26 protein-coding genes are annotated in these 26,206 nt (G+C 73.2%); 17 read left to right on the forward strand and 9 right to left on the reverse strand.

Features of this window, described 5'->3' with window-relative positions; genetic code table 11:
• The first annotated feature begins 223 nt into the window (after positions 1 to 223).
• The 7 genes from pgsA (at position 224) to I8N68_RS11910 (ending at position 6,241) form a co-directional block, all read left to right on the forward strand.
• Positions 224 to 844: a phosphatidylinositol phosphate synthase gene (pgsA, locus tag I8N68_RS11880; RefSeq protein WP_200209973.1), complete on the forward strand. Its 621-nt coding sequence runs from the start codon at positions 224 to 226 to the stop codon at positions 842 to 844.
• Complete coding sequence (locus I8N68_RS11885) at positions 841 to 1,779, forward strand: phosphatidylinositol mannoside acyltransferase (RefSeq protein ID WP_200209974.1); 939 nt, start codon at positions 841 to 843, stop codon at positions 1,777 to 1,779. The genes pgsA and I8N68_RS11885 overlap by 4 nt, the downstream gene beginning before the upstream one ends.
• A gap of 71 nt (positions 1,780 to 1,850) precedes the next feature.
• Positions 1,851 to 3,011, forward strand: a complete 1,161-nt coding sequence (locus tag I8N68_RS11890) for a glycosyltransferase family 4 protein (RefSeq protein ID WP_200209975.1) — start codon at positions 1,851 to 1,853, stop codon at positions 3,009 to 3,011.
• A gap of 81 nt (positions 3,012 to 3,092) precedes the next feature.
• Positions 3,093 to 3,596: a hypothetical protein gene (locus I8N68_RS11895; protein ID WP_200209976.1), complete on the forward strand. Its 504-nt coding sequence runs from the start codon at positions 3,093 to 3,095 to the stop codon at positions 3,594 to 3,596.
• A gap of 150 nt (positions 3,597 to 3,746) precedes the next feature.
• Complete coding sequence (gene pdxS / locus I8N68_RS11900) at positions 3,747 to 4,664, forward strand: pyridoxal 5'-phosphate synthase lyase subunit PdxS (RefSeq protein ID WP_200209977.1); 918 nt, start codon at positions 3,747 to 3,749, stop codon at positions 4,662 to 4,664.
• Positions 4,665 to 4,668: 4 nt separating this feature from the next.
• Complete coding sequence (gene pdxT / locus I8N68_RS11905; RefSeq protein ID WP_200209978.1) at positions 4,669 to 5,274, forward strand: pyridoxal 5'-phosphate synthase glutaminase subunit PdxT; 606 nt, start codon at positions 4,669 to 4,671, stop codon at positions 5,272 to 5,274.
• Positions 5,275 to 5,491: 217 nt separating this feature from the next.
• Complete coding sequence (locus I8N68_RS11910) at positions 5,492 to 6,241, forward strand: YebC/PmpR family DNA-binding transcriptional regulator (RefSeq protein ID WP_200209979.1); 750 nt, start codon at positions 5,492 to 5,494, stop codon at positions 6,239 to 6,241.
• A 100-nt stretch (positions 6,242 to 6,341) separates the two neighbouring features.
• Here the strand turns inward: I8N68_RS11910 and I8N68_RS11915 are convergent, their stop codons facing one another.
• Both I8N68_RS11915 and I8N68_RS11920 read right to left on the reverse strand, forming a co-directional pair.
• Entirely contained in the window at positions 6,342 to 6,560 is a 219-nt protein-coding gene (locus I8N68_RS11915) for a hypothetical protein (RefSeq protein ID WP_200209980.1), read from the reverse strand.
• Positions 6,561 to 6,569: 9 nt separating this feature from the next.
• The gene (locus I8N68_RS11920) at positions 6,570 to 7,220 is read right to left on the reverse strand and encodes a hypothetical protein (RefSeq protein ID WP_200209981.1); all 651 of its coding nucleotides are present in this window, start codon (positions 7,218 to 7,220) and stop codon (positions 6,570 to 6,572) included.
• Between the two features lie 518 nt (positions 7,221 to 7,738).
• On the opposite strand from I8N68_RS11920, the gene I8N68_RS11925 reads away from it, so the two are divergent.
• The gene (locus tag I8N68_RS11925) at positions 7,739 to 8,308 is read left to right on the forward strand and encodes a GNAT family N-acetyltransferase (RefSeq protein WP_200209982.1); all 570 of its coding nucleotides are present in this window, start codon (positions 7,739 to 7,741) and stop codon (positions 8,306 to 8,308) included.
• A 52-nt stretch (positions 8,309 to 8,360) separates the two neighbouring features.
• Here I8N68_RS11925 and I8N68_RS11930 read toward each other — a convergent pair whose 3' ends face one another.
• The gene (locus tag I8N68_RS11930) at positions 8,361 to 9,311 is read right to left on the reverse strand and encodes a permease prefix domain 1-containing protein (protein ID WP_200209983.1); all 951 of its coding nucleotides are present in this window, start codon (positions 9,309 to 9,311) and stop codon (positions 8,361 to 8,363) included.
• A complete protein-coding gene (locus I8N68_RS11935; protein WP_200209984.1) occupies positions 9,308 to 9,649 on the reverse strand; it encodes a PadR family transcriptional regulator in 342 nt (113 codons plus the stop codon). The genes I8N68_RS11930 and I8N68_RS11935 overlap by 4 nt, the downstream gene beginning before the upstream one ends.
• A gap of 143 nt (positions 9,650 to 9,792) precedes the next feature.
• On the opposite strand from I8N68_RS11935, the gene I8N68_RS11940 reads away from it, so the two are divergent.
• Positions 9,793 to 11,160, forward strand: a complete 1,368-nt coding sequence (locus tag I8N68_RS11940; RefSeq protein WP_200209985.1) for a serine/threonine-protein kinase — start codon at positions 9,793 to 9,795, stop codon at positions 11,158 to 11,160.
• Positions 11,161 to 11,170: 10 nt separating this feature from the next.
• On the opposite strand, the gene I8N68_RS11945 is transcribed toward I8N68_RS11940, so the two are convergent.
• Positions 11,171 to 11,680 (reverse strand): hypothetical protein, encoded by a 510-nt coding sequence (locus I8N68_RS11945; RefSeq protein WP_200209986.1) that lies wholly within the window; start codon positions 11,678 to 11,680, stop codon positions 11,171 to 11,173.
• Between the two features lie 78 nt (positions 11,681 to 11,758).
• Positions 11,759 to 12,304 (reverse strand): RNA polymerase sigma factor, encoded by a 546-nt coding sequence (locus tag I8N68_RS11950; RefSeq protein ID WP_200209987.1) that lies wholly within the window; start codon positions 12,302 to 12,304, stop codon positions 11,759 to 11,761.
• 236 nt (positions 12,305 to 12,540) lie between these two features.
• Between I8N68_RS11950 and dnaE the strand changes: the two genes are divergently transcribed.
• A complete protein-coding gene (gene dnaE, locus I8N68_RS11955; RefSeq protein WP_200209988.1) occupies positions 12,541 to 16,074 on the forward strand; it encodes a DNA polymerase III subunit alpha in 3,534 nt (1,177 codons plus the stop codon).
• Between the two features lie 15 nt (positions 16,075 to 16,089).
• Here dnaE and I8N68_RS11960 read toward each other — a convergent pair whose 3' ends face one another.
• Positions 16,090 to 16,431, reverse strand: a complete 342-nt coding sequence (locus tag I8N68_RS11960) for an NIPSNAP family protein (protein ID WP_200209989.1) — start codon at positions 16,429 to 16,431, stop codon at positions 16,090 to 16,092.
• A gap of 130 nt (positions 16,432 to 16,561) precedes the next feature.
• Between I8N68_RS11960 and I8N68_RS11965 the strand changes: the two genes are divergently transcribed.
• A complete protein-coding gene (locus I8N68_RS11965) occupies positions 16,562 to 17,599 on the forward strand; it encodes an aminotransferase class V-fold PLP-dependent enzyme (protein ID WP_200209990.1) in 1,038 nt (345 codons plus the stop codon).
• Positions 17,600 to 17,644: 45 nt separating this feature from the next.
• On the opposite strand, the gene I8N68_RS11970 is transcribed toward I8N68_RS11965, so the two are convergent.
• On the reverse strand, positions 17,645 to 18,817 hold the full coding sequence (locus I8N68_RS11970; protein WP_200209991.1) for an acyl-CoA dehydrogenase family protein: 1,173 nt from the start codon (positions 18,815 to 18,817) through the stop codon (positions 17,645 to 17,647).
• Between the two features lie 173 nt (positions 18,818 to 18,990).
• Between I8N68_RS11970 and I8N68_RS11975 the strand changes: the two genes are divergently transcribed.
• The 3 genes from I8N68_RS11975 to I8N68_RS11985 are packed head-to-tail and all read left to right on the forward strand — an operon-like array spanning position 18,991 to position 22,220.
• Positions 18,991 to 19,656, forward strand: coding sequence for a TetR/AcrR family transcriptional regulator (locus tag I8N68_RS11975; RefSeq protein WP_200209992.1), 666 nt, complete (start codon positions 18,991 to 18,993; stop codon positions 19,654 to 19,656).
• A 48-nt stretch (positions 19,657 to 19,704) separates the two neighbouring features.
• Complete coding sequence (locus I8N68_RS11980; RefSeq protein ID WP_200209993.1) at positions 19,705 to 21,147, forward strand: aldehyde dehydrogenase family protein; 1,443 nt, start codon at positions 19,705 to 19,707, stop codon at positions 21,145 to 21,147.
• A complete protein-coding gene (locus tag I8N68_RS11985; protein ID WP_200209994.1) occupies positions 21,144 to 22,220 on the forward strand; it encodes a zinc-binding dehydrogenase in 1,077 nt (358 codons plus the stop codon). Before I8N68_RS11980 ends, I8N68_RS11985 begins: the two co-directional genes overlap by 4 nt.
• Here the strand turns inward: I8N68_RS11985 and I8N68_RS11990 are convergent.
• Positions 22,204 to 23,139 (reverse strand): TetR/AcrR family transcriptional regulator, encoded by a 936-nt coding sequence (locus I8N68_RS11990; protein WP_307812795.1) that lies wholly within the window; start codon positions 23,137 to 23,139, stop codon positions 22,204 to 22,206. The genes I8N68_RS11985 and I8N68_RS11990 overlap by 17 nt on opposite strands.
• A 187-nt stretch (positions 23,140 to 23,326) precedes the next feature.
• Between I8N68_RS11990 and I8N68_RS11995 the strand changes: the two genes are divergently transcribed.
• The 3 genes from I8N68_RS11995 (at position 23,327) to I8N68_RS12005 (ending at position 26,206) form a co-directional block, all read left to right on the forward strand.
• A complete protein-coding gene (locus I8N68_RS11995; protein WP_200209996.1) occupies positions 23,327 to 24,526 on the forward strand; it encodes an FAD-dependent monooxygenase in 1,200 nt (399 codons plus the stop codon).
• 239 nt (positions 24,527 to 24,765) lie between these two features.
• A complete protein-coding gene (locus tag I8N68_RS12000; protein WP_200209997.1) occupies positions 24,766 to 25,527 on the forward strand; it encodes an ABC transporter ATP-binding protein in 762 nt (253 codons plus the stop codon).
• The gene (locus I8N68_RS12005; protein WP_130334222.1) at positions 25,514 to 26,206 is read left to right on the forward strand and encodes an ABC transporter ATP-binding protein; all 693 of its coding nucleotides are present in this window, start codon (positions 25,514 to 25,516) and stop codon (positions 26,204 to 26,206) included. The genes I8N68_RS12000 and I8N68_RS12005 overlap by 14 nt, the downstream gene beginning before the upstream one ends.

Below are 26,206 nucleotides of genomic sequence, written 5' to 3' on the forward strand. Positions count from 1 at the left end.
TGGCGACCGCCGCGCGCGACGGGGAAGCGGGCCCGAACGGGTGCCGCGGCGATATCCTCCGGTGGTCTCCTGGACGACGGGTACTCAACGGGCGGGTCGGTGAGCTCGCTCACCTCCCATACCCGATCTCACACCCGTCATGGACCCGACACAAGACTCCGTCGGGCGGGTCGGACGACCGGCCGTATCGCCGCACGCCGCGGGCCGTTATCGTGGGACCGCCATGGCGAAGATCTTCCAAGTGACGGCCCGCGCGGGGATGACCCGCGTCGTGGAGCCGATCGCGCGCGGCCTGCTCCGCGCCGGCGTGTCCCCCAACGCGGTCACCGTGACCGGCACCCTCGGCGTGCTCGTCGGCGCCCTCGGCTTCGGCGCCCGCGGCCAGCTGGTCGCCGGCGCGCTGATCGTGACGTTCTTCGCGCTCACCGACCTGCTCGACGGGACGATGGCCCGGATGGGCGGCGGGTCCACCCGGTTCGGGGCGTTTCTCGACTCGAGCATGGACCGGATCGCCGACAGCGCCGTGTTCGGCGCGGTCGCGTACTGGCTGGCCACGCAGGGTGACCACGCCGGGACGGCCGCCGCGCTGATCTGCCTGGCCGCCGGCGCGCTGGTCTCCTACGTGAAGGCCCGCGCGGAGGGGCTCGGGATGACCGCCAACGTGGGCGTGGCCGAGCGCACCGAGCGGCTGTTGATCGTCGGGGTGGGCGGGCTGCTCACCGGCATCGGCGTGCCGCTGGCCCTGGAGATCGCGCTGTGGCTGCTGGCCGCCGTCTCGATCTTCACGGTCGGGCAGCGGATGGCCCACGTGTACCGGCAGGCCCAGCGGATCGGCCAGGAGTGAACCTCACCGAGCTCGGCTACGTCGCCGGCTGGCGCCTGGTCCGCGCCCTGCCCCGGCCCGTCGTGGCCGCGGCCTTCCGGGTGGGCGCCGACCGCGCCGCCCGCAACCCCGGCGGCGGTACGGCCCGACTCCGCGCCAACCTGCGCCGGGTGGTCGGCCCCGACGTGCCCGAGGCCGAGCTGGACGACCTGGTCCGGCGCGGCCGGCGCTCGTACGCCCGGTACTGGATGGAGGCGTTCCGGCTGCCCGCCCTGAGCCGGGCCCAGATCCTCGCCGGGTTCCGTCTCGACGGGGCGGAGAAGCTGGCCGCCGACGTGGCCGCCCGCCGGGGTGCGGTGGTGGCGCTGCCGCACGCCGGCAACTGGGACGCGGCCGGCGCCTGGGTGGCGGCGACCGGCTGGCCGATCACCACCGTCGCCGAGCGACTCAAGCCGGAGAGCGTGTTCGAGCGGTTCGTCGCCTTCCGGGAGGGCCTGGGCATGGAGATCCTGCCCACCCACGGCGGCGCCCGGCCGGCCTTCGACGTGCTGGAGGACCGGGTCCGGGCCGGCGCGGTGGTGCCGCTGCTGGCCGACCGGGACCTGTCCGCCCGGGGGGTGGAGGTCGACTTCTTCGGCGGCCGTACCCGGATGCCGGCCGGGCCGGCCCTGCTGGCGATCCGCACCGGCGCGCCGCTCTACGTCGCCTCGCTGTGGTACGAGTCGGACGCCGCGTGCGCCGCCATCGAGGGACCGCTGGCGCTGCCCGACCCGGACAGCGCGCCGCTGGACGAGCGGGTCCGGCTCGTCACCCAGCGGATTGCCGACGGTCTGGCGGCGGGCATCGCCCGGCATCCGGAAGACTGGCACATGTTGCAGCGGATGTGGCTGGACCCGAGGGCGACGACCGACGGCGGGACCGCGGCGGCGCCGCCGGCCACCACCGGGACGATCTGAGGAGGGCGCCGCGGTGACCGCGAGGAGTGCAGCGCAGCCGAGCCCCGCAGGCGCGAACGAAGGACACTGACGTGCGGATCGGCATCGTGTGCCCGTACTCCTTCGACGTTCCAGGCGGGGTGCAGAACCATGTCATGGACCTGGCCGAGGCGCTGATCGGGCTGGGGCACCAGGTGAGCGTGCTCGCCCCGGCGGACGAGGACTCGCCCCTGCCGCCGTACGTGGTCTCGGCGGGCCGGGCGGTGCCGCTGCCGTACAACGGGTCGGTGGCCCGGATCGCGTTCGGGCCGGTCTCCACCACTCGGGTGCGGCGGTGGATCAACCGGGGCGACTTCGACGTGCTGCACGTGCACGAGCCGCTGACCCCCAGCCTGTCCATGCTCGCCGTGCTCTGCGCGCGCGGCCCGGTGGTGGCCACCTTCCACACCGCGATGACCCGCTCGCGGGTGCTCTCCGCCGCGCAGGGGGTGCTGCAGATCCTGCTGGAGCGGATCACCGCCCGGATCGCGGTCAGCGCCCTCGCGCGGAAGGTGCAGGTCGAGCACATGGACGGCGGCGCGGTGGAGATTCCCAACGGGGTCGCCGTGGCGAAGTTCGCCGGGGTCGACCCGTTGCCCGGCTGGCCGGGGGAGTGCGGTCCGGGCACCGGCGGCGCGCTCGGTTTCCTGGGCCGGTTCACCGAGCCCCGCAAGGGCTTCCCGATCCTGCGCGACGCGTTCGTCGCGCTGGCCCGGCACCGCCCCGGGCTGCGCCTGCTGGTGGCCGGTCCGGGCGACCGGGACGACCTGTACGAGCGGTTCCCGGCCGAGCTGCGCGACCGGATCACCTTTCTCGGCCTGGTCTCCGAGGCGGACAAGGCGCGCATGCTGCGCTCCGTGCACCTCTACGTCGCGCCGAACACCGGCGGGGAATCCTTCGGGATGATCCTCACCGAGGCCCTCGCGGCCGGCACCACGGTGGTGGCCAGCGACCTGGACGCGTTCCGCCGGGTGCTGGACGGTGGCCGGGCCGGCCGGCTCTTCCCGACCGGCGATTCCGTCGGGCTGCACGCCGCCCTGGCCGAGCTGCTCGACGACGCCGACGGGCGGGCCGCCCTGACCGCCTGCGGCGACCAGGTGGTGGCGAATTTCGACTGGCCCGTGGTTGCCCGCCGCGTTCAGGAGGTATACGCAGCGGCGATCGAGGCCACCGACGGTCGGGTCATCGACCAGGAATGGGCGGAGATGGGCTGAACTGTGGGGCCGGCGGGGCCGGTGTGACCAGCGTGGCGGCCGCGGCCGCGCCGAACCGGGCGGGAACGGAGCAGCACTACGATGCCGGGCATGTGGTGGGTGGTGGGCACGGCCCTGGTCGTCGGGCTCGTCGCGGCGTACCTGATCTGGACGGCCGGCCGGGTGGAGCGCTTGCAGGCCCGCGCGGAGTCGGCGGCCCGGGCGCTCGACGCGCACCTGCTGCGCCGCGCGGCGGCCGCGGCGGTCCTGGCCGAGCAACGGTTCGGCGTCGAGCTGTACGCGGCCGCCCGGATCGCCCTGGACGCGCCGCCCGAGGAACGGGAGGCGGCGGAGAACGACCTCACCCGGCAGCTGCGCGCGGTCGTCCTGGACCCGACCGACCCCGCCTGCGCGGCCGTGGTGGCGGCCAGCCGGCGGCTGGCGCTGGCCCGGCAGGTGCACACCGACCTGGTGCGGGACGCCCGGACGGCGCGCGGCCGTCCGCTGGTGCGTCTGTTGCGGATGGGACGCCGGCACGAGTGGCCGCGCTACTTCGACGTCGACGACCCCACCCTCGCCGTCCCGGCGGACGTCACCACCGGCTGACCGGTCGTGGACGCGCACAGCGGCCATGATCAGGGGTGATGGGGGCCACAATGCAGGCCACCGTGGGTCTGATTGGCTGTCGGACCGCCGTTGACCCCGTCGTAACATTTCTGCCAGCCACCCCCGAGCACGTCCAAGGAGCGATGACCCGTGCCCGAATCCACCTCCCCGAACGCCAACGCCACGCCCGTCGTCGGCACCGCCCGCGTCAAGCGGGGCATGGCCGAGATGCTCAAGGGCGGCGTGATCATGGACGTGGTCACCGCCGAGCAGGCCAAGATCGCCGAGGATGCCGGCGCCGTCGCCGTCATGGCGCTGGAGCGGGTGCCCGCCGACATCCGCGCCCAGGGCGGGGTGTCCCGGATGAGCGACCCCGACATGATCGACAGCATCATCAACGCCGTCTCCATCCCGGTGATGGCCAAGGTCCGGATCGGCCACTTCGTCGAGGCGCAGATCCTCCAGTCGCTCGGCGTCGACTACATCGACGAGTCCGAGGTGCTGACCCCGGCCGACTACGCCAACCACATCGACAAGTGGGCCTACACCGTCCCCTTCGTCTGCGGGGCGACCAACCTGGGCGAGGCGCTGCGCCGGATCACCGAGGGCGCGGCGATGATCCGCTCCAAGGGCGAGGCCGGCACCGGTGACGTCTCCAACGCCACCACCCACATGCGCAAGATCCGGCAGGAGATCCGCCGGCTGAGCTCGCTGCCGGAGGACGAGCTGTTCGTCGCCGCCAAGGAGCTCCAGGCGCCGTACGAGCTGGTCAAGGAGGTCGCCGCGACCGGCAAGCTGCCGGTGGTGCTCTTCACCGCGGGCGGCATCGCCACCCCGGCCGACGCCGCCATGATGATGCAGCTCGGCGCGGAGGGCGTCTTCGTCGGCTCCGGCATCTTCAAGTCGGGCAACCCGGCCCAGCGCGCCGCCGCGATCGTCAAGGCCACCACCTTCCACGACGACCCGGACGTGCTGGCCAAGGTCTCCCGCGGCCTGGGCGAGGCGATGGTCGGCATCAACGTCGACGAGATCCCGCAGCCGCACCGGCTGGCCGAGCGCGGTTGGTGAGCGCATGAGCGACACGCCGACGATCGGGGTGCTGGCGCTCCAGGGCGACGTGCGCGAGCACGTGGCGGCCCTGGCCGGGGCCGGCGCCGACGCCCGCCCGGTACGCCGTCCGGCCGAGCTGGACGCCGTCGACGGGCTGGTCATCCCCGGCGGCGAGTCCACCACCATCAGCAAGCTCGCCGACATCTTCGAGATGCGCGAGCCGATCGACAAGCGGATCGCCGGCGGCATGCCGGTCTACGGGTCCTGCGCCGGCATGATCATGTTGGCCACCGAGGTCCTGGACGGCCGGCCCGACCAGCGCGGTTTCGCCGGCATCGAGATGACGGTGCGGCGCAACGCGTTCGGCCGGCAGGTCGACTCGTTCGAGGCGCCGGTGGCGATCACCGGGGTCGAGGGCGAACCGTTCCACGCCGTGTTCATCCGGGCCCCGTGGGTCGAGCGGATCGGTGCGGGCGTCGAGGTGCTGGGCCGGGTCACCGACGGGCCGGCCGCCGACCGGATCGTCGCGGTCCGGCAGGGCAACCTGGTCGCCACCTCGTTCCACCCGGAGCTCACCGGTGACCTGCGGCTGCACCGCTACTTCGTGGAGCTGGTCCGCGCCGCCTGAGGGGTCCGGACGGGCCCTCCTCCTGTTGGGAGGAGGGCCCACTCCACGTTCGGTCGGTGCGCGTGTGACACCGCCGGCCGGGACCTCGGTAGGATTGCCGCGGTTCGGCAGGGCCCCTGGCCCGCCGCAGCCCTCCATCCGACCGGCCGCCGGTCCAGGCGGTGGAGCTGGCGCGGACAGTCGACGCAGGGCGTGAGTCAACAGACGGAGGTATGAGATGTCCGGCCACTCAAAGTGGGCGACCACCAAGCACAAGAAGGCCGTCATCGACGCCAAGCGCGGCAAGATGTTCGCCAAGCTGATCAAGAACGTCGAGGTCGCGGCGCGAACCGGCGGCGGCGACCCGGCCGGCAACCCGACGCTCTACGACGCCATCCAGAAGGCCAAGAAGAGCTCCGTCCCGAACGACAACATCGACCGCGCGGTCAAGCGGGGCTCCGGCCTGGAGGCCGGCGGCGCCGACTGGCAGACGATCATGTACGAGGGCTACGGCCCGAACGGCGTGGCGATGCTGATCGAGTGCCTGACCGACAACCGCAACCGGGCGGCGACCGAGGTCCGGACCGCGCTGACCCGCAACGGCGGCTCGCTCGCCGACGCCGGTTCGGTGTCGTACATGTTCTCCCGCAAGGGCGTGGTGATCGTCCCCAAGCCGGGCACCACCGAGGACGACGTGATGATGGCGGTCCTCGACGCGGGTGCCGAGGAGGTCAACGACCTCGGTGAGGCGTACGAGGTGGTCTCCGAGCCGACCGACCTGATCCCGGTCCGCACCGCCCTGCAGGACGCCGGCATCGAGTACGAGTCGGCCGAGTCGTCCCTCCTCCCCAGCATGAACGTGCCGCTCGACGAGGAGGGCGCGCGGAAGATCTTCAAGCTGATCGACGCGCTCGAGGACTGCGACGACGTGCAGAACGTCTACGCGAACTTCGACGTCAGCGACGAGATCATGGCCGCTGTCGGCTGAGGCCGCCTCGCCCCGTCGAGCCGATCAAGGCATTGGCTCGGCGGCGCGCATCCGTATCTGTGCGCCTCGTCGCCGGTCCTACTGAACCAACCCCGCGCGATCAGTCGCGTTTCGCGCGCTCGGCGACGGCTGGCAGGGCCCGCACGAACGAGGCGAGGCTCTTGTACGGTTCACCGCCTAGGACCCGCGCGGCCAGCCCGAACGGGAACGCGGTCACCCGGAGCGCCGAGACCGCCGGGACCCCGGGTGACGTTTCATGTTCGACCCACTCGCCACGATAGGCCCGGATGACCACTTTTCCGATGTAGGCGCCGATCAACTGGGGCGGTCAGGGGCCGCGTTCCACCTTCAACCACCAGTCCGCCTTCCCGAGCAGGCCGACGACCACGACGCTGGACTCGCGGCCGGCGTCCACCGAGACGCAGCGGCTGCCGTAATCGAAATCGGCGACGGCGGTCAGGATGCCGGTCACCGGCCGGCAGTCCGCGCTCCAGCCGTGCGACCGCAGCACCGACCTGACCTCCTCCGGTGACCGGGCCGTCCGGATGACGACCTGCCGGTCGCACAGTGCCCCGTTCGTGCCGCAGTCGGTCCGGCCCCCGTCGGCGACGCGCAGTCCGGACGTCAGCGGGGCGGCGTCGCCGATCGGGATCTGCACCTGGTTGCCGATCAGATTCCGCTGGAAGGCGCCGTAGCCGAGGGAGACGGCCAGGAGTGCCGAGAGCCCTCCGACCACCTGCCACCGCCAGGCGCGGGCCAGGCCCGTCGCCGCGAGGCACATGGCGACGCCGACCGTGACGTACGGCAGCAGCCAGTCGACGGCCGGTGCCGCCGGCCCGTGGCCGAGGACCACCCGCGAGGTCACCAGGCTGGCGAGCAGCACGGCCAGCAGCAGCGCCGAGACCGCCCAGCCCCAGGTGGGCGTGGGCGCGGCGGACGCCCAGAGCAGCGGCGCGGCGAGTACGACGCCGGCGATCACCAGGGCCTAGGGCCTGCTGTCGCTGGGCCACCGGTCCACCAGAGTCAGTACGACCACGACGGAGATGTCCGCCAGGGCAAGGTTGTACCGCCACCTCATCGCCTCACCCCCGATCCGTGCGAGGCATGGTAGCGACCGCCGATTTAACGCCGCCGATGGTAGGGCCGTTTCCCGGCAGTTGTCACTGTCCCCACTTCGACGTCTCCGACGACGTGATGCCCGCCGTCGACGCCTGATCCGGCCGCCCGCTCACCGCTGTGGCGGCCGGGTGTGCGTCACGGACGCTGTGGAGCTGATGTCGTAGCCGAATCACCCGGTACCGCCGGCTGATTCGTTCACGACATCAGCTCCACAGCGTCTGGTGCGAGCATCCACTCCCGCCACCGCGCAGCACCGCCACCAGGCCGTAGCCCGCGGCGCCTCGGCAGCCCGCGGCGCCTCGGCAGCCCGCGGCGCCTCGGCGGCATCGCGGCGAAACCGGGCTGACCGGCCGCCTCGGGTGGCCGTACCCTGCCGGGATGCTCCTGCCCGACCTCCCGCTCCGGACCGACCGCCTCGACCTGCGGCTCTTCACCGCCGACGACTTCGCCGCCCTGCACGCCTACCAGTCCCGTGCCGACGTCACCCGCTACCTCTACTTCCCGCCGAACGACGAGGCGGCCAGCCGGGAGGCGCTGGCCCGCAAGCGCGCTCGCGTGGCGCTGCGCGCGCCGGGCGACGTGCTCAACCTGGCCATCGTGGTCCGGGCGACCGGCGAGCTGGTCGGCGACGTGCTGCTGATCTGGACCAGCGCCGAGCACCGGCAGGGCGAGATCGGGTACGTGCTGCACCCGGACCACACCGGCCACGGGTACGCCACCGAGGCGGCCCGGGAGCTGCTGCGGCTCGGCTTCGACGGGCTCGGCCTGCATCGGATCGTCGGCCGGCTGGACGCCCGCAACGCCGCCTCGGCCCGGGTGCTGACCCGGCTCGGCATGCGCCACGAGGCCCACCTGGTGCAGAACGAGTTCGTCAAGGGGGAGTGGGTCGACGAGGCGGTGTACGCGCTGCTGGCCCAGGAGTGGCGGGTGGGCCGGACCGCCGGCTGACCGGCCGGTCCGGCCCGGCGCCCCGTGCGCGCCGGGCCGGACCGAGACTGCGTCAGGCGTGGTGGCGCCGGGCCTTCACGATGCTGTCGGCGACGTCCCAGACCGTGATCGCGGCGACGACCACGACCGTGACCCGGGCGACGGTGTCGAGGTGTCCGTCCATGCGCAGCCACTCGAACCGCTGCACCAGCTCCCGGTTGAGCAGCCGGTCGGTGAGCAGCAGGACGATGACCGGCACCGCGAACGCCAGGTCGAGGGCGGCGTTCACCGCCACGAGCGGCCAGGTCCATCGCCCGGCCCGGTACTTGGCGACCTCCAGCACCAGGCTGGCCACGAGCACGGCCGCGAGGACCGGCAGCCACGAGCTCCAGAGCGCCGGGTCGAGGAGCGGGACGCGGTCGCCGTCGGTGTCGGAGACCCAGGGCTGGAAGTGTTGCCAGGGCAGGAAGGCGAGGGTGAGCAGCAGCATCGCCACCGACGCGCAGGTGTCGATGAGCCGCACGTCCCGCTCCGCCGGACCCTCCGGGAGTTGGTCGACGCTCCACTCGGGCAGGTTGAGCGAGGTGTCGGTCCGTTCCAGGACCGCGAAGCCCAGGGTGACCCAGAAGGCGATCTGCACCGCCGTCTGGAACGCGCTGCTGATGCCCACGCCGACCGCCCGGCCGGGGTCGTCGCCGACGGTCGCCTCGAGCACGCCCACCACGACGCCGACGGTGCCGGGCACGGTAGCCAGCATCAGCCGCAGCAACCGCTGCCAGACCAGGTAGTACGTCGGGCCGATGAGCTGGAGCCGGCGGTCGGCGTACCGGGCGGCCAGCCGCTCCGGCTGGCCCAGGTCGGTGAGCACCTCGCGTTCGGCGGCCTCGGCGTCCTGCCCGGCGCCGGTCCGGTCGTCGATCATGTCCTCGATGGCGGCGCGCAGCTCGGAGGCGAGCTCGGCGCGGCGGGGCGCCGGCACCGCCCGCAGGGTGGCGGCGAGGTAGCGGTCGGTCAGGGAACTCATCGGTCGTCTCCTTCGATCAGCCCGGCGACGGAGGTCTGCACGGCGGCGAGGTCGTCGAGGAGGCGGGCCAGCACCGTCTCACCCTCGTCACTGATGCGGTAGAACTTGCGCGGCCGGCTCTCCTCGGTGTTCCACTCGCTGGTCAGCAGCCCCTGCTCCTCCAGCCGCCGGAGCAGGGGATAGAGCGTGTTGGCGTCGACCGGGAAGCCGTGCGCCGCGAGGCGTTGCAGCAGCGCGTAGCCGTAGTCGGGGCGGCGCAGGGCGACCAGGCTCGCCACCACCACCGTGCCGCGGCGCAACTCCTGGAGATGGGTCCGCAGGATCTCCTCGCTCACCATGACCCACACGATACTGTGTGGCGCACACTAGTGGCTAACGCTACATCATTGTGCCACTAGACGGCTCTGTGGACGGTCGCGCGCGGCAGGTCCGCCGGGCGGCCCCCGCCGTCTACCGTCGAAGCGGGGACGGGGGTGAGGCGATGGACAGTCCGGGGTGGATCGGCCCGTACCGCATCGAGCGGCTGCTCGGGACGGGGTCCTTCGCGACCGTCTGGCTGGGCCACGACCCGGTCCTCGACTCCCGGGTGGCGATCAAGGTGCTGGCTGAGAACTGGAGCCACGACCTGCGAGTGCGGGAACGGTTCCTGGACGAGGCCCGCCTGCTGCGGCGACTCGACCACCAGCGGCTGGTCCCCGTGCACAGCGTGGGCGAACTGCCCGACGGTCGACCGTACGCGGTGTTGGCCTGGGCGGACGGCGGCAGCCTGCGGGAGCGGCTGGCGCGCGGCCCGATGCCCTTGGCGCCGGCCCTGGACCTGTTGGTGGAGATCGCCGCCGGAGTCGCGGTCCTGCACCGCAACGGTGTCGTGCATCGCGACCTCACACCGGGCAACATCCTCTTCCGCTCGGGCACGAGCGGCGAACGGGTACTGATCGCCGATCTGGGGCTGGCCAAGGCGGTCGCCGCCGCGTCCGGCCTCACCGTCAGGGCGGGCACCCCCGGCTACATGGCGCCGGAGCAGGACGATCCGTTCGGGGTGGTGGACATCCGCGCCGACGTGTTCGGCCTGGGTCGGCTCGCCGTCCGACTTCTCGGCGTCGAGGTGGCGCGGCCGGGCGCGGCGAGCCGGCTACGGGAGGAGGTTCCGCCGACGGTGGCGGCGGTGCTTCGCCGGGCGACCGCACCCCGCCCGGCAGACCGTTACCTCGACGCGGCGGCCTTCGGGTCGGCACTGCGGCGGGCGGCGACGCCCACGGGCGGGTCCGCCGGTGCGGGCCGGTCGACCGGGTGGCAGCCCGTCCGCCGGCACCGGCTCGGCGTCGCCGCCGCGGCGGCCATGGTGCTCGTCGGGCTGGCCGGCACGGCCGGCGACGCCGCGATCGTGCAACGGCCGCGTGCCACCTGGACGAGCGGCCCGCTCACCGTCGCGCTCCCGGCAGGGTGGCGGGCGGCGGGCACCGGCTGGGCGGGCCAGTTCGGCGACGACGGTCGGCTCGAACCGGCGCTGGTGATGTCGCCCGACCCGCAGCGGTGGGCGGCCCACGCCAGCCTGCCGGGTGCCTTCGTCGGTCTCTCCGCCAGCATCGCCGCGCGTACCGGCCCCGAGGGCTTTCTCGCCGAACGCCCGCACGCGACCTGCGCTGCCGCGCCGGTGCGCAGGACCCGTCAGGCGGGAGTTGACTGGGTGGTGGCCCGGTTCGGCTGCGAGCGCGGCAGGCCGGAAATCGTCGAGGCGGCGGGCCTCGGACCGGGCCGCAGCGGGCTGATCTACGTGCAGATCGCACCGCCGGGGGGCAGCGGCGACGACTTCGTCGACACGCTGCTCGCCGGGCTGCGGGTGCGGTAGGCCCGGCGGGCTACCGCACCACCACCGTCACCGTGTACGTCCGGCCGCCGTGCGGGATCGTGACCGCGACCGTCCCGCGACGCAGGAAGCGTACGTTCACGACTCCCGCCTCGTAGCTGGTCGACGCCAGGTCCTTCCGGTCCACGGCGACCTGACCGGGTCCGATCCCCTCGATGCGGAGGACTCCGCCGGTGGCCAGGCAGAGCGAAGTGAGCAGCGCCAGCTCCTGCTCGTCCACCTTGAGGTCGTAGCGGGTCGCCCCGAGACAGGCGGGCGCGCCGGTCGCCGACGGCGTGGCTCGGGGAGTGCCCCGGGTCGCGGACGGCGGGGAGGCGACCGAAGCGGGTCGCGAGGTCGTCGGCGTGCCGGGTGGTCCGGTCGGAGTGACCCCGGTCGCCGCGGTGGGCGGCTGGACCGGAAGTGGCGAGACCGCTTCCTCCCCGCACGCCCCGATGACAGCGATCAGCGCAACGGCCGTGGCCGCGGCCGAGAGCCGGCGTCCAGGGGTGCTGCTTCTCATGGCGGTCCTCCTTCGGTGACTGTGCCCTTCACCGTGTCTGTCGCCGCCACGGCCTGTTCGGTTCGAGGAATCGTGGGTTCATGTCCGGTCGCCTGCCAGCCGTTGGCGGAGCTGCTGGCGGGCCACGTGGATCCGGGACTTCACGGTCCCCTCCGGCAGGTCCAGCAGGGCGGCGATCTCGCGGTAGCTCAGGCCGAGGATGTCGCGCAGGGTCACCGCCTCGGCGAGTTCGGGGCGGACCGAGTCGAGCGCGTCGAGCAGGTCGAGCCGGGTTCCGGCGACCACGCTGGTCCGCCGGGGATCGGGTGGGTCGGGCAGCGGCACGCCACCGGCCTCGACCATCCAGCGCCGGCGCAGTACGCGGTAGGTCGACCGGGCCCGGTTCGCGGTGAGCTGGTACAGCCAGGTGTGGAACGACGACCGCCCCTCGAACCGCGTGATCCCCCTGGCCAGCGCGAGCAGCGCGTCCTGGCACGCTTCCTCGGCGTCCTCTCGGCTGGGCAGCAGGCGGGCGCAGAGCCGCAGCACCTCCGGGCGGACGGCCGCCAGCAGCACGTCGAGAGCTCCGGGGTCGCCGCGCGCGGCGGACCTGGCCAGGTCGTCGATACCCTCCGCGAGGGGCATGACTGCCTCCCGTGCTCGCCCGAGGTGCCGTGCCGTCCAGGCTACGACCGGTCCCGCGGCCTCGGCCCGGCCGAGTCCGGCAGCCGACTCACCGGGCGCGCAGGTCGGTGCGGGAGATCCACGCCACCCTGACGGTGATCTGCCCGCGCGGCTGCTGGAGGTGCCTCGGACGCCGGGGATAGGGTGGGCCGACCGACTTCTCACCACCCATGAACCGACCCGGGGGGGCGCCACGCATGGGCGATTCGTTCGCGCATCTGCACGTGCACACTGAGTACTCGATGCTCGACGGGGCGGCCCGGCTCAAGGACCTCTTCGCCGAGGCCAACCGGCTCGGCATGCCGGCGGTGGCGATCACCGACCACGGCAACATGCACGGCGCGAACGACTTCTACAAGCAGGCGATGGCCGCCGGGATCACCCCGATCCTCGGCGTCGAGGCGTACGTGGCGCCGGAGTCGCGCTTCCACAAGGCGCGGGTGAAGTGGGGCCGGCCGGAGCAGAAGAGCGACGACGTCTCCGGTAACGGCGCGATCACCCACAAGACCATGTGGGCGCGGAACGCCGCCGGGCTGAAGAACCTGTTCACGCTGAACTCGCGCGCCTCCATGGAGGGCCACTACGTCAAGTGGCCCCGGATGGACATGGAGCTGATCGCCGAGCACGCCGAGGGAATCATGGCCACCACCGGCTGCCCCTCAGGCGCGGTGCAGACCCGGCTGCGGCTGGGCCAGTTCGACGAGGCGCTCAAGGTCGCCGCCAGCTACCAGGACATCTTCGGCAAGGAGAACTACTTCCTGGAGATCATGGACCACGGTCTCGACATCGAGCGCCGGGTCCGCGACGGGCTCACCGAGATCGCCCGCAAGCTCGACATCCCGCCGGTGGTCACCAACGACTCGCACTACACCCACGAGGCGCAGGCCACCGCGCACGACGTGCTGCTCTGCGTGCAGACCGGCAGCAACATCGACGACCCCAACCGGTTCCGGTTCGAGGGCGGCGGCTACTTCATCAAGTCGGCCGAGCAGATGCGCGCGGTCGACTCCTCGGAGCTGTGGCAGCAGGGCTGCCGCAACACCCTGCTGGTCGCTGAGAAGGTCGACCCGACCGGGATGTTCGAGTTCCGCAACCTGATGCCGCGCTTCCCGGTGCCCGAGGGGGAGACCGAGGAGTCCTGGTTCCGCAAGGAGACCTTCCGCGGGCTGGCCCGCCGGTTCCCCAACGGCGTCCCGGAGGGCCACGTCGTCCAGGCGGAGTACGAGCTCGGGATCATCATCCAGATGGGCTTCCCGTCGTACTTCCTCGTGGTCGCCGACTTCATCCAGTGGGCGAAGAGCCAGGGCATCGCGGTGGGCCCGGGTCGTGGCTCGGCCGCCGGCTCGCTCGTCGCGTACGCCCTGGGCATCACCGACCTCGACCCGATCCCGCACGGGCTGATCTTCGAGCGGTTCCTCAACCCGGAGCGGGTCTCCATGCCGGATGTCGACATCGACTTCGACGAGCGTCGGCGCGGCGAGGTGATCAAGTACGTCACCGAGAAGTGGGGCGAGGACAAGGTCGCGCAGATCGCGACGTTCGGCACGATCAAGGCCAAGGCCGCGATCAAGGACTCGGCCCGGGTGCTGGGATTCCCGTACGCGGTGGGCGACCGGATCACCAAGGCGATGCCACCGGCGGTGATGGGCAAGGACATCCCGCTCACCGGCATCTTCGACCCGAAGCACCCCCGGTACGCCGAGGCCGGCGAGATCCGGGGCCTCTACGAGTCGGATCCGGACGTGCGCAAGGTGATCGACACTGCCAAGGGCATCGAGGGGCTGATCCGGCAGACGGGTGTGCACGCCGCTGGCGTCATCATGTCCGCCGAGCCGATCATCGAGCACATCCCGCTGATGCGCCGGGACGCCGACGGGGCGATCATCACCCAGTTCGACTACCCGACGTGCGAGTCGCTCGGGCTGTTGAAGATGGACTTCCTCGGCCTGCGCAACCTGACGATCATCGATGACGCGCTGAAGAACATCGAGCTCAACCACGGGCGCAAGGTCGACCTGCTGACCCTGCCGCTGGACGACAAGCCGACCTACGAGCTGCTGGCCCGGGGCGACACCCTCGGCGTCTTCCAGCTCGACGGCGGGCCGATGCGCTCGCTGCTGCGGCTGATGAAGCCGGACAACTTCGAGGACATCTCCGCCGTCCTGGCGCTCTACCGGCCCGGCCCGATGGGCGCCAACTCGCACACCAACTACGCGCTGCGCAAGAACGGCCAGCAGGAGATCACCCCGATCCACCCGGAGCTGGCCGAGCCGCTGGAGGAGATCCTCGGCCCCACCCACGGCCTGATCGTCTACCAGGAGCAGGTGCAGCGCGCCGCGCAGAAGCTCGCCGGCTACAGCCTCGGCCAGGCCGACCTGCTCCGCCGGGCGATGGGCAAGAAGAAGAAGGAGGTCCTCGACAAGGAGTTCATCCCGTTCCGCGACGGCATGCGGAACAACGGCTACTCCGACGAGGCCATCCAGACCCTGTGGGACATCCTCGTCCCGTTCGCCGACTACGCCTTCAACAAGGCGCACACCGCCGGCTACGGCCTGGTGTCGTACTGGACCGGCTACCTGAAGGCGAACTACCCGGCCGAGTACATGGCCGGGCTGCTCACCTCCGTCGGTGACGACAAGGACAAGATGGCGCTCTACCTGTCGGAGTGCCGGCGGATGGGCATCCAGGTCCTGCCGCCCGACGTCAACACCTCGGCCGGGCCGTTCACCCCGGTCGGCCGGGACATCCGCTTCGGCCTCGCCGCGATCCGCAACGTCGGCGCGAACGTGGTCGCCTCGATCATGCGCTGCCGCGAGGAGAAGGGCGACTACGCCGACTTCTACGACTTCCTGTCCAAGGTGGACGCGGTGGTCTGCAACAAGAAGACCATCGAATCGCTGATCAAGGCGGGCGCGTTCGACTCGCTGGGGCATCCGCGAAAGGGCCTGCTCGCCGTGCACGCCGACGCCATCGACGCGTACGCCGACGTCAAGCGCAAGGAGGCCGTCGGTCAGTACGACCTGTTCGGCGCCGGTTTCGGCGACGCCGACACCGGTGGCAGCACCACGGTGATGCCGACCATCGGCGACAGCGAGTGGGACAAGCGGGACAAGCTGGCCTTCGAGCGGGAGATGCTCGGCCTCTACGTCTCCGACCACCCGCTCTTCGGCCTGGAGCACGTCCTGGGCGCGGCGGCCGACACCACCATCGCCGCGCTCGCCGAGGAGGGCGGGGTGCCGGACGGTGCGGTGGTCACCCTGGCCGGCATCCTCTCAGGGGTGCAGCGCCGGGTCACCAAGCAGGGCCGGGCCTGGGCCTCGGCCACCCTGGAGGATCTGGCCGGCGGGGTGGAGACGCTGTTCTTCCCCAACACCTACGAGGTGATCGGGCAGTACATCGCCGAGGACGCGATCGTGGTGGTCAAGGGTCGGGTGGACCGCCGCGACGACACCCCGCGGATCATGGCGATGGACATGTCCATGCCGGACGTCACCAGCAACCCGGCGAACAAGCCGGTCACCCTCACCATCCCGGTGCACCGCTGCACGCCGCCGCTGGTGGAGCGGCTCAAGGAGACCCTGGTGCTGCACCCCGGCGACACCGAGGTGCACGTCAAGCTGCTCAACGGCGGCAAGGTCACCACGCTGCGGCTCGGCCCGTTCCGGGTGGCGGCCACCACCGCGCTGATGGGTGACCTGAAGAGCGTCCTGGGCCCCGCCAACGTCAGCTGACCGGGGGCGGGGCGGTCAGGGCCGGTGCCCGCCCAGCACGTCCCCGGCGGCCTCCGCGGTCTCCAGCACCACCGTGTGGTAGCTCTCGATCCGGGAGAGGATCGCCTCCCGCGGCCCGTCCCGCCAGGCCGCGCTGCCGTAGAACGCCGCCTCCCGCACGTCGCGCTCGGCGAGCGAGGAGAAGGCCCGGATCAGGTACGCCTCCTCGTGGCCGTCCTCGCGGACCAGGGACGGCCCGGCGGCCACCACCCGGATGCCGGCGCTCGCCAGCAGCGGGGCCGCCTCCTCCCGCATCACCCGGACGAACTCGTCGATCGTGCCGGGCCTCAGACGGTAGGTGCGGATCTCGAGAATCATCGCCAACCTCCCGGAATGGGTGTGCGGCCGACGCTATCCCGCACCGGCCGCCGTCACCACGCGGAGCGGGAGCCACCACCGCGGGATTGGCGACTGACGGGCCGTCCGCCCCCGCACTAGCGTCGGCGTCATGGACTGGGACGTCGCGAAGAAGCTGTGGCAGCCGGAGCCGGGCTGGCTGAACACCGCCAGCTACGGCCTGCCGCCCGATCCGGCCTGGGCGGCACTGGAGGAGGCTCTGGCGGACTGGCGAGTGGGCCGGATCTCCTGGGAGGTGTGGGGTGGGTCCGTTGAACGGTCCCGGGCCGCCTTCGCCGCCCTGGTCGGGGTGGCGGCGGCGGATGTGGCGATCGGCAGCACGGCGTCGCAGCTGCTCGCCCCGGTGGCGGCCGCCCTGCCGCCGGGAGCCACGGTGGTCGTCCCGGAGGTGGAGTTCACCTCGAACCTCTTCCCCTGGCTGGTGCAGGAGGAGCGGGGCGTCACGGTACGCACGGTCCCGCTGGCCGGGCTGGTGGACGCGATCGACGCCGACACCGACCTGGTCGCGTTCAGCCTGGTGCAGTCGGCCGACGGCGCGGTCGCCCCGTACGACGAGATCGTCGCCGCGGCCCGGGCGCACGGCGCGCTCGTCGCGGTGGACGCCACCCAGGCCTGCGGCTGGCTGCCCTTCGACGCGGGCCGGGCCGACGTGGTGGCGGTCGCGGCGTACAAGTGGCTGATGGCGCCGCGCGGTGCGGCCTTCGCCTACCTGGCCCCGGCGCTGCGCGACCGGCTGCGTCCGGACGCCGCCGGCTGGTACGCGGGCGCCGACCCGCACGCCTCCTACTACGGTCCGCCGCTGCGGCTGGCCGGCGACGCCCGGCGCTTCGACATCTCCCCGGCCTGGTTCTCCTACGTGGGCGCGGCGCCCGCCCTGGAGCTGCTCGTCGAGATCGGGCTGCCCACGATCCGGGACCACGACGTCGCGCTGGCCAACCGGTTCCTCGCCGGCCTGGGCCGGCCGCCGGGTGACAGCGCGATCGTGACCGTCGAGGTGCCCGACGCGGAGGAGAAGCTGGCGCGGGCCGGGGTGCGGGCGGCGGTGCGCGCCGGTCGGGTCCGGGCCTCCTTCCACCTCTACTCCACTGAGGCCGATGTGGACACCGCCCTCGCGGCGCTGACCGGCTGAGCCGACTCAGGTGAAGCCCGAGCCGGATCAGGCGTCGGTCCGCGCTCAGGCCAGGTGGCCGCCGATCTTCGTGTAGCCGCGCAGCAGGTCGCGGGAGATGATCAGCCGCTGCATCTCGTCGGTGCCCTCGAAGATCCGGTAGAGCCGCACCTGCCGGTACCAGCGCTCGATCGGCAGCTCCCGGGTGTAGCCCATGCCGCCGTGGATCTGGAGCACCCGGTCCACCACCCGGTTGACCATGCCGGCGCCGTAGAGCTTGCCCATCGAGGAGGCGTGCCGCGGGTCCAGGCCCTGGTCGACCGTCCAGGCGGAGCGCAGCACAAGCCAGCGGGCCGCCTCCAGCTCGGTCTCCGAGTCGGCGATCATCCACTGGATGGCCTGGTTGGTGCCGATCTTCGCGCCGAAGGTCTCCCGGGTGTTGGCCTGGTCGATCGCCATCTGCAGGGCCCGCTCGGCGATGCCGATGGCGTGCGAGGGGATGGTGTAGCGCCCCTTGCCGATCCACTGCATGCCCAGCGCGAAGCCCTGCCCGACCTCGCCGAGGATGTTGCGGTGCGGCACCCGGACGCCGTCGAAGATCAGCGAGGCCGGCCCGCCCTCGCCCATGGTCTGGATGAACTCCGAGCGCCAGCCCATCGCCCGGTCCACCAGGAACGCGGTGGCGCCGCCGTTGCGGGCGCCCTTCTCCCGGTCGGTTACCGCCACCACGATGGCGAAGTCGGCGTCGTTGCCTCCTGTAATGAAGGTCTTCTCGCCGTCGAGGATCCAGTCGTCGCCGTCCCGCCGGGCCGACAGCCGGATGTTGGCCGCGTCGGAGCCGGCGCCCGGCTCGGTGATCGCGAAGCAGGAGATCCGTTCCCCCTCGATGGTGGGGATGAGGAACTCCCGCTTCTGCTCCTCGGTGGCGTGGAACAGGATGTTGTCCGCCTCGCCGCCGAAGCGGAACGGCACGAAGGTACGCCCGAGCTCGGTCCAGATCAGCGACTGCAGGACCGCGGGCAGGTCCATCCCGCCGTACTCCTCCGGGGTGGCCAGCCCCCAGAAGCCGAACTTCTTCGCCTTGAGCTGGAGTTCCCGCAGCTCGGAGCGGTCGAGCCCGGGCCGGTGGGCGCGCTCGCGGCGCAGCACCTCCTGCTCCAGCGGCATCACCTCCCGGCTGATGAACGACCGGACGGTGTCCCGGACCGCCCGTTCCTCGTCGGTGAGTGAGAAATCCACGGTGGTCCCCCTGCGTCGGCGCGGCGTTGGATCGCCCTCAAACTAGCGGTGTAAGTTTTCATCCGTCCAGACCCCGCGGCCACCCGCCCGGGGACGGCCCGTCCGGCGCCGGCGCGGCTAGGGTGCACGGGGACCGCCGGCCGACCGGCGACGGCCACGAGGGAGAGACACCGGTGCCCCGACCCCGCCAGGCGCTGCTCACCCGGGACCGGATCGTGGCCACGGCGCTCGCGCTGATCGACGCCGACGGGCTCGCCGCCCTCTCCACCCGCCGGCTGGCCGCCGCGCTCGGCGTCCAGGGGCCGTCGCTCTACAACCACTTCGCCACCAAGGACGCCATCCTCGACGCGGTGGCCGACAGCGTCACCGCCACCGTGGACACCGGCTGGTTCGCCCGGCACGACTGGCGGGAGGCGCTGCGCCGGTGGGCCTGGTCGTACCGGGAGGCCCTGGCCGCGCACCCGAACGTCGTGCCGTACCTGGCGCAGGGACCCGGCCGGCGGCCCGCCGCGCTGGCCATGGCCGACGCGGTCTACGGCGGTCTGGTCCGGGCCGGCTGGCCGCCCGCCCGCGCCACCCACATCGGCGCGGCGCTGCGCTACTTCGTCGCCGGCTCCGCGCTCGGCTCGTTCGCCCGCGGCTTCGTCGAGGACCCCGAGCTGTACGCCGCGCACTACCCGCACCTCACCCAGGCGCACCGGCTCGCCGGACGCCAGCGCAGCGTCGACGAGGGCGCCTTCGCCCTCGGCCTGGACGCGCTCCTGCACGGTCTGGCCGCCGAGTACCAGCGGACCGTCGGACCGCTCGCTCCGCTGGAGCCGGCCGGAGGTTCGGAGTAGCGTCCAAACTCCCAGCGCTAGTTTCCCCGCCTCCCCACGAAGGACGCCATGGATCTCGCCGCCGCGCCGCCCGCCCTCCTGGTCCGTCGCCACCTGCACGTCGGCGGCGAATGGGTCGACCCCGCCGACGATGACGTCATCCCGGTCGAGAACCCGGCCACCGGTGACATCGTCGGGCAGGTCCCCGGCGGCACCCCGGCCGACGTCGACCGGGCCGTCGCCGCCGCCCGGGCCGCCTTCCCCGGCTGGGCGGCCACCGCCCCCGCCGAACGCGCCGCCCACCTGGACCGGCTGCACGCCGCGCTCGCCGCCCGCGCCGACGAGATCGCCCGCACCGTCACCCTCGAACTCGGCACCCCGCTCAAGCTCGCCGCGCGGGTGCAGACCGGCCTGCCGCTCACCGTGCTGCGGAGCATGGTCGACCTCGCCGCCCGGCCGGCCGCCGAGGAGACCGTCGGCAATTCCCTGGTGGTCCGCGAACCGGTCGGCGTGGTCGGTGCCATCACCCCGTGGAACTATCCGCTGCACCAGGTCGTCGCCAAGGTCGCCCCCGCCCTGGCGGCCGGCTGCACGGTGGTGCTCAAACCGAGCGAGCTGACCCCGCTGACCGCGTACCTGCTCTTCGACGCGATCACCGAGGCGGGGCTGCCGGCCGGGGTGGTCAACCTGGTTCCCGGCACCGGCCCGGTCGTCGGCGAGGCGCTCGCCGCCCACCCGGACGTGGACCTGGTCTCGTTCACCGGCTCCACCGCCACCGGCCGCCGGATCGCCCACCTCGCCGCCGACCGGATCGCCCGGGTGGCCCTGGAGCTCGGCGGCAAGTCGGCCAACCTGATCCTCGCCGACGCCGACCTCGCCACCGCGGTGAAGGTCGGTCTCGGCAACGCCCTGCTCAACTCCGGGCAGACCTGCACCGCGTGGACCCGGATGCTGGTGCACCGGGACCGTTACGCCGAGGCGCTCGACCTGCTCGCGGCGGCGGTCGGGGCGTACCGGCCGGGGGATCCGTTCGACTCGGCGACCCGGCTCGGCCCGCTGGTCTCCGCCGCCCAGGCCGCGCGGGTCCGCAGGCACGTCGAGCGGGCCCTCGCCGACGGGGCACGACTCGTCGCCGGTGGCCCGGACATCCCGCTCCCGCCGCGCGGCCACTTCGTCGCCCCGACCGTCCTCGCCGACGTGCATCCGGACAGCGCGCTCGCCCAGGAGGAGGTGTTCGGGCCGGTCCTCGCGGTCATCCCGTTCGCCGACACCGACGAGGCGGTGGCGATCGCCAACAACTCCCGCTACGGGCTGGCCGGCGCGGTCTGGTCCGCCGACGAGGAGGTGGCCCTCGCGGTCGCCCGGCGGCTGCGCACCGGCCAGGTGGACGTCAACGGCGGCGGGTTCAACCCGCTCGCCCCGTTCGGCGGCTACAAGCAGTCCGGCCTCGGCCGGGAGTTGGGCGCGTACGGCATCGACGAGTTCCGCGAGATCAAGGCGATCCAGCGGTGAGGGCGCTGGTCGCCCGCGGCCCCGGTGCGCCGCTGCGCGTGGAGGAGGTTCGCCTGCCCGCCCCCGGTCCCGGCCAGCTGCGGATCCGGATCCGGGCCGCCGGCATCTGCCACTCCGACCTGTCCATGGTCAACGGCACCCTCGCGCCCGCGTACCCGCTGGTGCTGGGGCATGAGGCGGCCGGCGTGGTCGCCGAGGCCGGCCCCGGGACCCGGCTGCCGGTCGGCGCCCCGGTGGTGCTCAACTGGGCGCCCGCCTGCCGGGACTGCTGGTTCTGCCGCCACGACGAGCCGTGGCTCTGCGCCGCGAACACCGCCCCGGCGGTGGCCCGGGGCGAGACCGCCGACGGCGTTCCGCTGCACGTCACCCTCGGGCTCGGCGCCCTCGCCGAGGAGGTGGTGGTGCCCGAGCACGCCGCCGTCGCGGTCCCCGCCGGGCTCCCGCCGGCGCAGGCCGCGCTGCTCGGCTGCGCGGTGCTCACCGGCACCGGCGCGGTCCGCAACACCGCCCGGGTGCGCGCCGGCGAGTCGGTCGCGGTGATCGGCCTCGGTGGGGTCGGGCTCGCCGTGCTCATCGCGGCCCGGGCCGCCGGCGCCGCACCGGTGGTCGCGGTCGACGTGGCCGAGGCCAAGCGGGAGCTGGCCCTCGCGGCCGGCGCCACCGACTTCCTGCTGGCCGACGACCGGCTGACGAAGGAGGTCCGGGCGCGTACCGAGGGCCGGGGCGTCGACCACGCCTTCGAGTGCGTGGGCCGCTCGGCCACCATCGGATCGGCCTGGCGGCTCGCCCGGCGCGGGGGAGCGGTCACCGTGGTCGGCATGGGCGGCAAGGACGACCTGGTCAGCCTCGCCGCGCTGGACATCTTCCACTCCGCCCGCACGCTGCGCTCCTCGGTCTACGGCTCGTCCGACCCCGACCGGGAGGTGCCCGAGCTGGCCCGGTCGCTCGCCGCCGGCACGCTGGACCTGCGCCCGCTGGTCAGCGGCACCCTCGCGCTGGACGACGCGCCGGCCGCGTTCGACCGGCTGGCCGGGGGCGAGGGCGCCCGCTGGGTGGTCACCTTCCCCGACTGAGCCCGTCGAGCAGCGTGGCGTAGCCGTCCAGCATGCTGCGCAGGCCGAACTCGAAGACGGTGTCCAGTTCGAGGTCCACCGCCCCCTCGGCCTGCAGCGCCGCCAGGCTGGGATGGCGGCCATTGGTGATCAACTGCTGGAAGGCGGCCATCTGGCGGGCCACCCACTGCTCGTCGGTGAGGCCGGTGTCCTGCTCGGCCTGGGCCCGCATCTCCAGGTTGGTGGCGATGCCGCGCACGTACGCGATCAGGGTGAGCGCGAGGTGCCAGCGCAGGTGCCGGTCGAGGCCCAGGCCGGCGGTGGCCCGCACCGCCCACTCGGTGTGCGCCATGCCGCGCGGCATCGGCTGGGGTCGGGAGATCGAGATGACGTGCGGCAGCCAGCGGTGTCGCCGGTAGACCGCCCACTGGGCCCGGGCGAGCAGCTCCAGCCGGGGCCGCCAGCCGTCCGGCGGCAGCGCCGGCAGCGGGGCCTCGGCCAGCGCCTCGTCCGCCATCGCCAGGATCAGCTCGTCCCGGCCGCGCACGTGCCGGTACAGCGACATGGTGGCCACCCCCAGCTCGGCGGCGAGCTGCCGCAGGGAGACCGCGGCCAGGCCGCCGGCGTCGGCGAGCGCCATCGCCGTCCGGATCACCCGGTCCCGGCTCAGCTCGGCGTCCGCGCCGGCCGGGCGCGCCGCGGGGGCCGGCGCGCGGTCGCCGGCGACCACCGTGCCCGCCCCGGGCCGGGTCAGCACCAGCCCCTCCTCGCGCAGCAGCGCCAGCACCCGGGTCGCGGTGGCGATCGCCACGCCGTGCTCGCGGGTGATCTGCCGGGCCGACGGCACGGCGTCACCGGGCCGCAGCTCTCCGAGGTCGATCCGGCGCCGGATCTCCGCGGCGATCCGCCGGTACGGCGGCGGCGAGTTCTCGCGGGCCACGGGGCGCCTCCCGGCCGAGCGTACTAGTACGAGGCGTCGCCGACGGCGTCCGCGCGCGCAGCGTACTAGTTCGCCGCGGGCGCGGGGAGCGCCGCGCGCCCTACCGTCGCGGCGCGGGACGCACCTGCCGGCCCGCGCCCGGCGCCGCCGGGCTCGACGGTGTACGCACGACCACGGGAGCACTGCGGTGACCAACAGGACTGTTCTCATCTCCGGCGCCGGCATCGCCGGTCCCGCCCTCGCCTTCTGGCTGCATCGGCACGGCTTCGCCGTCACGGTGGTGGAGCGCGCCCCCGCGGTCCGGCCGGGCGGGCAGGCCGTCGACATCCGGGGCACCGCCCGCGAGGTGGTCGGGCGGATGGGGCTGACCGCGCGGATCCGCGCCGAGTGCGTGGCCGAACACGGCATGGCGTACGTCGACGACGACGGCCGGGTCCGGGCCCGGATGCCGGTGCACGCCTTTGGCGGCGAGGGCATCGTCGCGGACATCGAGATCGAGCGGGGTGACCTGGCCCGGCTGCTGTACGAGGCGACCCGCGACGACGTGGCGTACGTCTTCGACGACTCGATCGAGACGCTGACCGAGACCCCCGACGGGGTACGGGTCACCTTCGCGCGGTCCGCCCCGCGCACCGTCGACCTGGTGGTGGGCGCCGACGGGATGCACTCGCGGACCCGGGCGCTGGCGTTCGGGCCGGAGTCGGCGTACGTCCGGCCGCTCGGGGCGTACGTGGCGTACTTCAGCACGCCGTACCCGGACGACGAGGGCTGGTTCCTGCTGCACAACGCCCCCGGTGGCCGGGTGGTGGGCACCCGGCCGACCCGCCACGGCCGCACCAGCGCGCTGTTCAGCTTCCTCTCCCCGCCGCTGGACGTGGACCGGCGGGACGTCGCCGCCCAGCAGCGCCTGCTCGCCGCGCGCTTCGCCGACGTCGGCTGGCGCACCCGGGAACTGCTGGCTGCCATGCCCGACGCGGCCGACTTCTACTTCGACCTGTACGGCCAGGTGCGCACGGACCGGTGGAGCCGGGGCCGGGTGGCGCTGCTCGGCGACGCGGCGTGGTGCCCCTCTCCGATCACCGGCCAGGGCACCAGCCTCTCCCTGGTCGGTGCGTACGTGCTCGCCGGTGAGCTGGCCGCCGCCGACGGTGACCACGCCCGCGCCTTCCCGCGATACGAGGCGGCGTTGCGCGCGCATGTGCAGAAGGGCCAGGAGTTGCCCGGCGGCGGGCTCTCCGGCTTCCTGCCGGCCAGCCGGGCGGCGATCCGGCTGCGCGACGCGTCGATGCGGGCGATGACCTCCCGCCCGCTGCGGCGGCTGACCACCCGGCTGTTCTTCTCCCAGGCCGACGGCCTGGCCCTGCCGGAGTACGCCGCCACCCGCTGAGGTCCGGTGGGGCCACCACATGTCGTCGCTGGTCGGTGGTCACCGATTCCGTACGGTGACCCCCGGCGGGGGCTGGCGGACCCGCCCCTATGGGGGGCGGGCCCGCCCGACCCGAGGCGAATGTGTGGGGTACCGACATGGTTGCACTCCGGCGGTGCGCCGTAGGTTTCCTCCACGCGACGGCCCTGTGACCACAGTCACCGACCGGTCGTCGCCGGTGACCTACGGAGGATGTGGCGATGGCCGGGCAAGCGCTCCTGTCGGCCCGCGGGCTGACCCGCGACTTCCGGGGCTTCCGGGCGGTCGACGGCGTCGACCTCGACGTGGCACCGGAGACCGTGCACGCCCTGGTCGGCCCGAACGGCGCCGGCAAGACGACGCTGTTCAACCTGCTCACCGGGTTCCTGCCGCCCACCGCCGGGCGGATCGAGCTGGCCGGCCGGGACATCACCGGACTGCCGCCGGAACAGGTCGCCCGGCTCGGCGTGGCCCGGTCGTTCCAGATCACCAGCCTCTTCCCGCAGCTCGGCGCCCGCGAGCACGTCGAGCTGGCGTTGCAGTCGCCGAGCGGCCTGGGCTGGCGGTTCTGGCGGTCGGCGAAGCTGATGGGCCGCTACCGGGAGCGCGCCGACGAACTGCTGGCCATGGTCGGCCTCGCCGAGCTGGCCGAGGCGCCCGCCGAGGCCCTCGCCTACGGGCGCAAGCGGGCCCTGGAGCTGGCCATCGCCCTCGCCCTGGACCCTAAGGTGCTGCTGCTCGACGAGCCCACCGCGGGGATGGGGCTGGAGGACGTCGACCGCACCGTCGACCTGATCGCGAAGGTCCGCAAGGGCCGGACCGTGGTGATGGTCGAGCACAACATGAGCGTCGTCGGCCGGCTCGCCGACACCGTCACCGTGCTCCAGGCCGGCAAGGTCCTGGTCGAGGGGCCGTACGAGCAGGTCCGCGCCGACGAGCGGGTCATCACCGCCTACCTGGGAGCCGCTGATGCTGCGCATTGAGAACCTCTCCGCCTTCTACGGCGAGGCGCAGGTGCTGCGGGAGGTGAGCCTGGAGGTCGCCGCCGGCGAGGTGGTCACCCTGGTCGGCCGCAACGGCGCCGGCAAGTCCACCCTGCTGCGCTGCGTGATGGGGCTGCATCCCGGGCAGCGCGGCACGGTCAGCCTGGACGGCCGGGACCTGACGAAGCTGCCGGCGTACAAGCGGGCGCGGCTCGGGCTCGGCTGGGTCCCCGACGACCGTGGCGCGTACGCCACCCTCACCGTCACCGAGAACCTGACCCTGCCGCCCCGGGTCGGCCCCGACCCGTGGCCGCTGGAGCGGGTGTACGAGGCGTTCCCCGCCCTGTACGCCCGGCGTGACTCGGCGGCCACCATGCTCTCCGGCGGCGAGCAGCAGATGCTCGCTCTGGCCCGGGTGCTGCGGATGGGCGCTCGGCTGCTGCTCTGCGACGAGCCCACCGAAGGGCTCTCCCCACTGCTCGTGCAGCAGGTCGGCGACCTGCTGCGGGAGGCCAAGCAGCACGGCGTGACCGTGCTGCTGGTCGAACAGAACCTGCACTTCGCCACCGGCGTCGCCGACCGGCACTACCTGCTGGCCGAGGGACGCATCGCGGAGGCGATGGACAACTCCGAGGTGCGCTCGCGGGAGCGCGAGCTGCTGGCGTACCTGGGGATCTGA

Origin of the sequence: Micromonospora coerulea (assembly GCF_016598485.1) — a bacterium.
GTDB classification, from domain to species: domain Bacteria; phylum Actinomycetota; class Actinomycetes; order Mycobacteriales; family Micromonosporaceae; genus Micromonospora; species Micromonospora coerulea.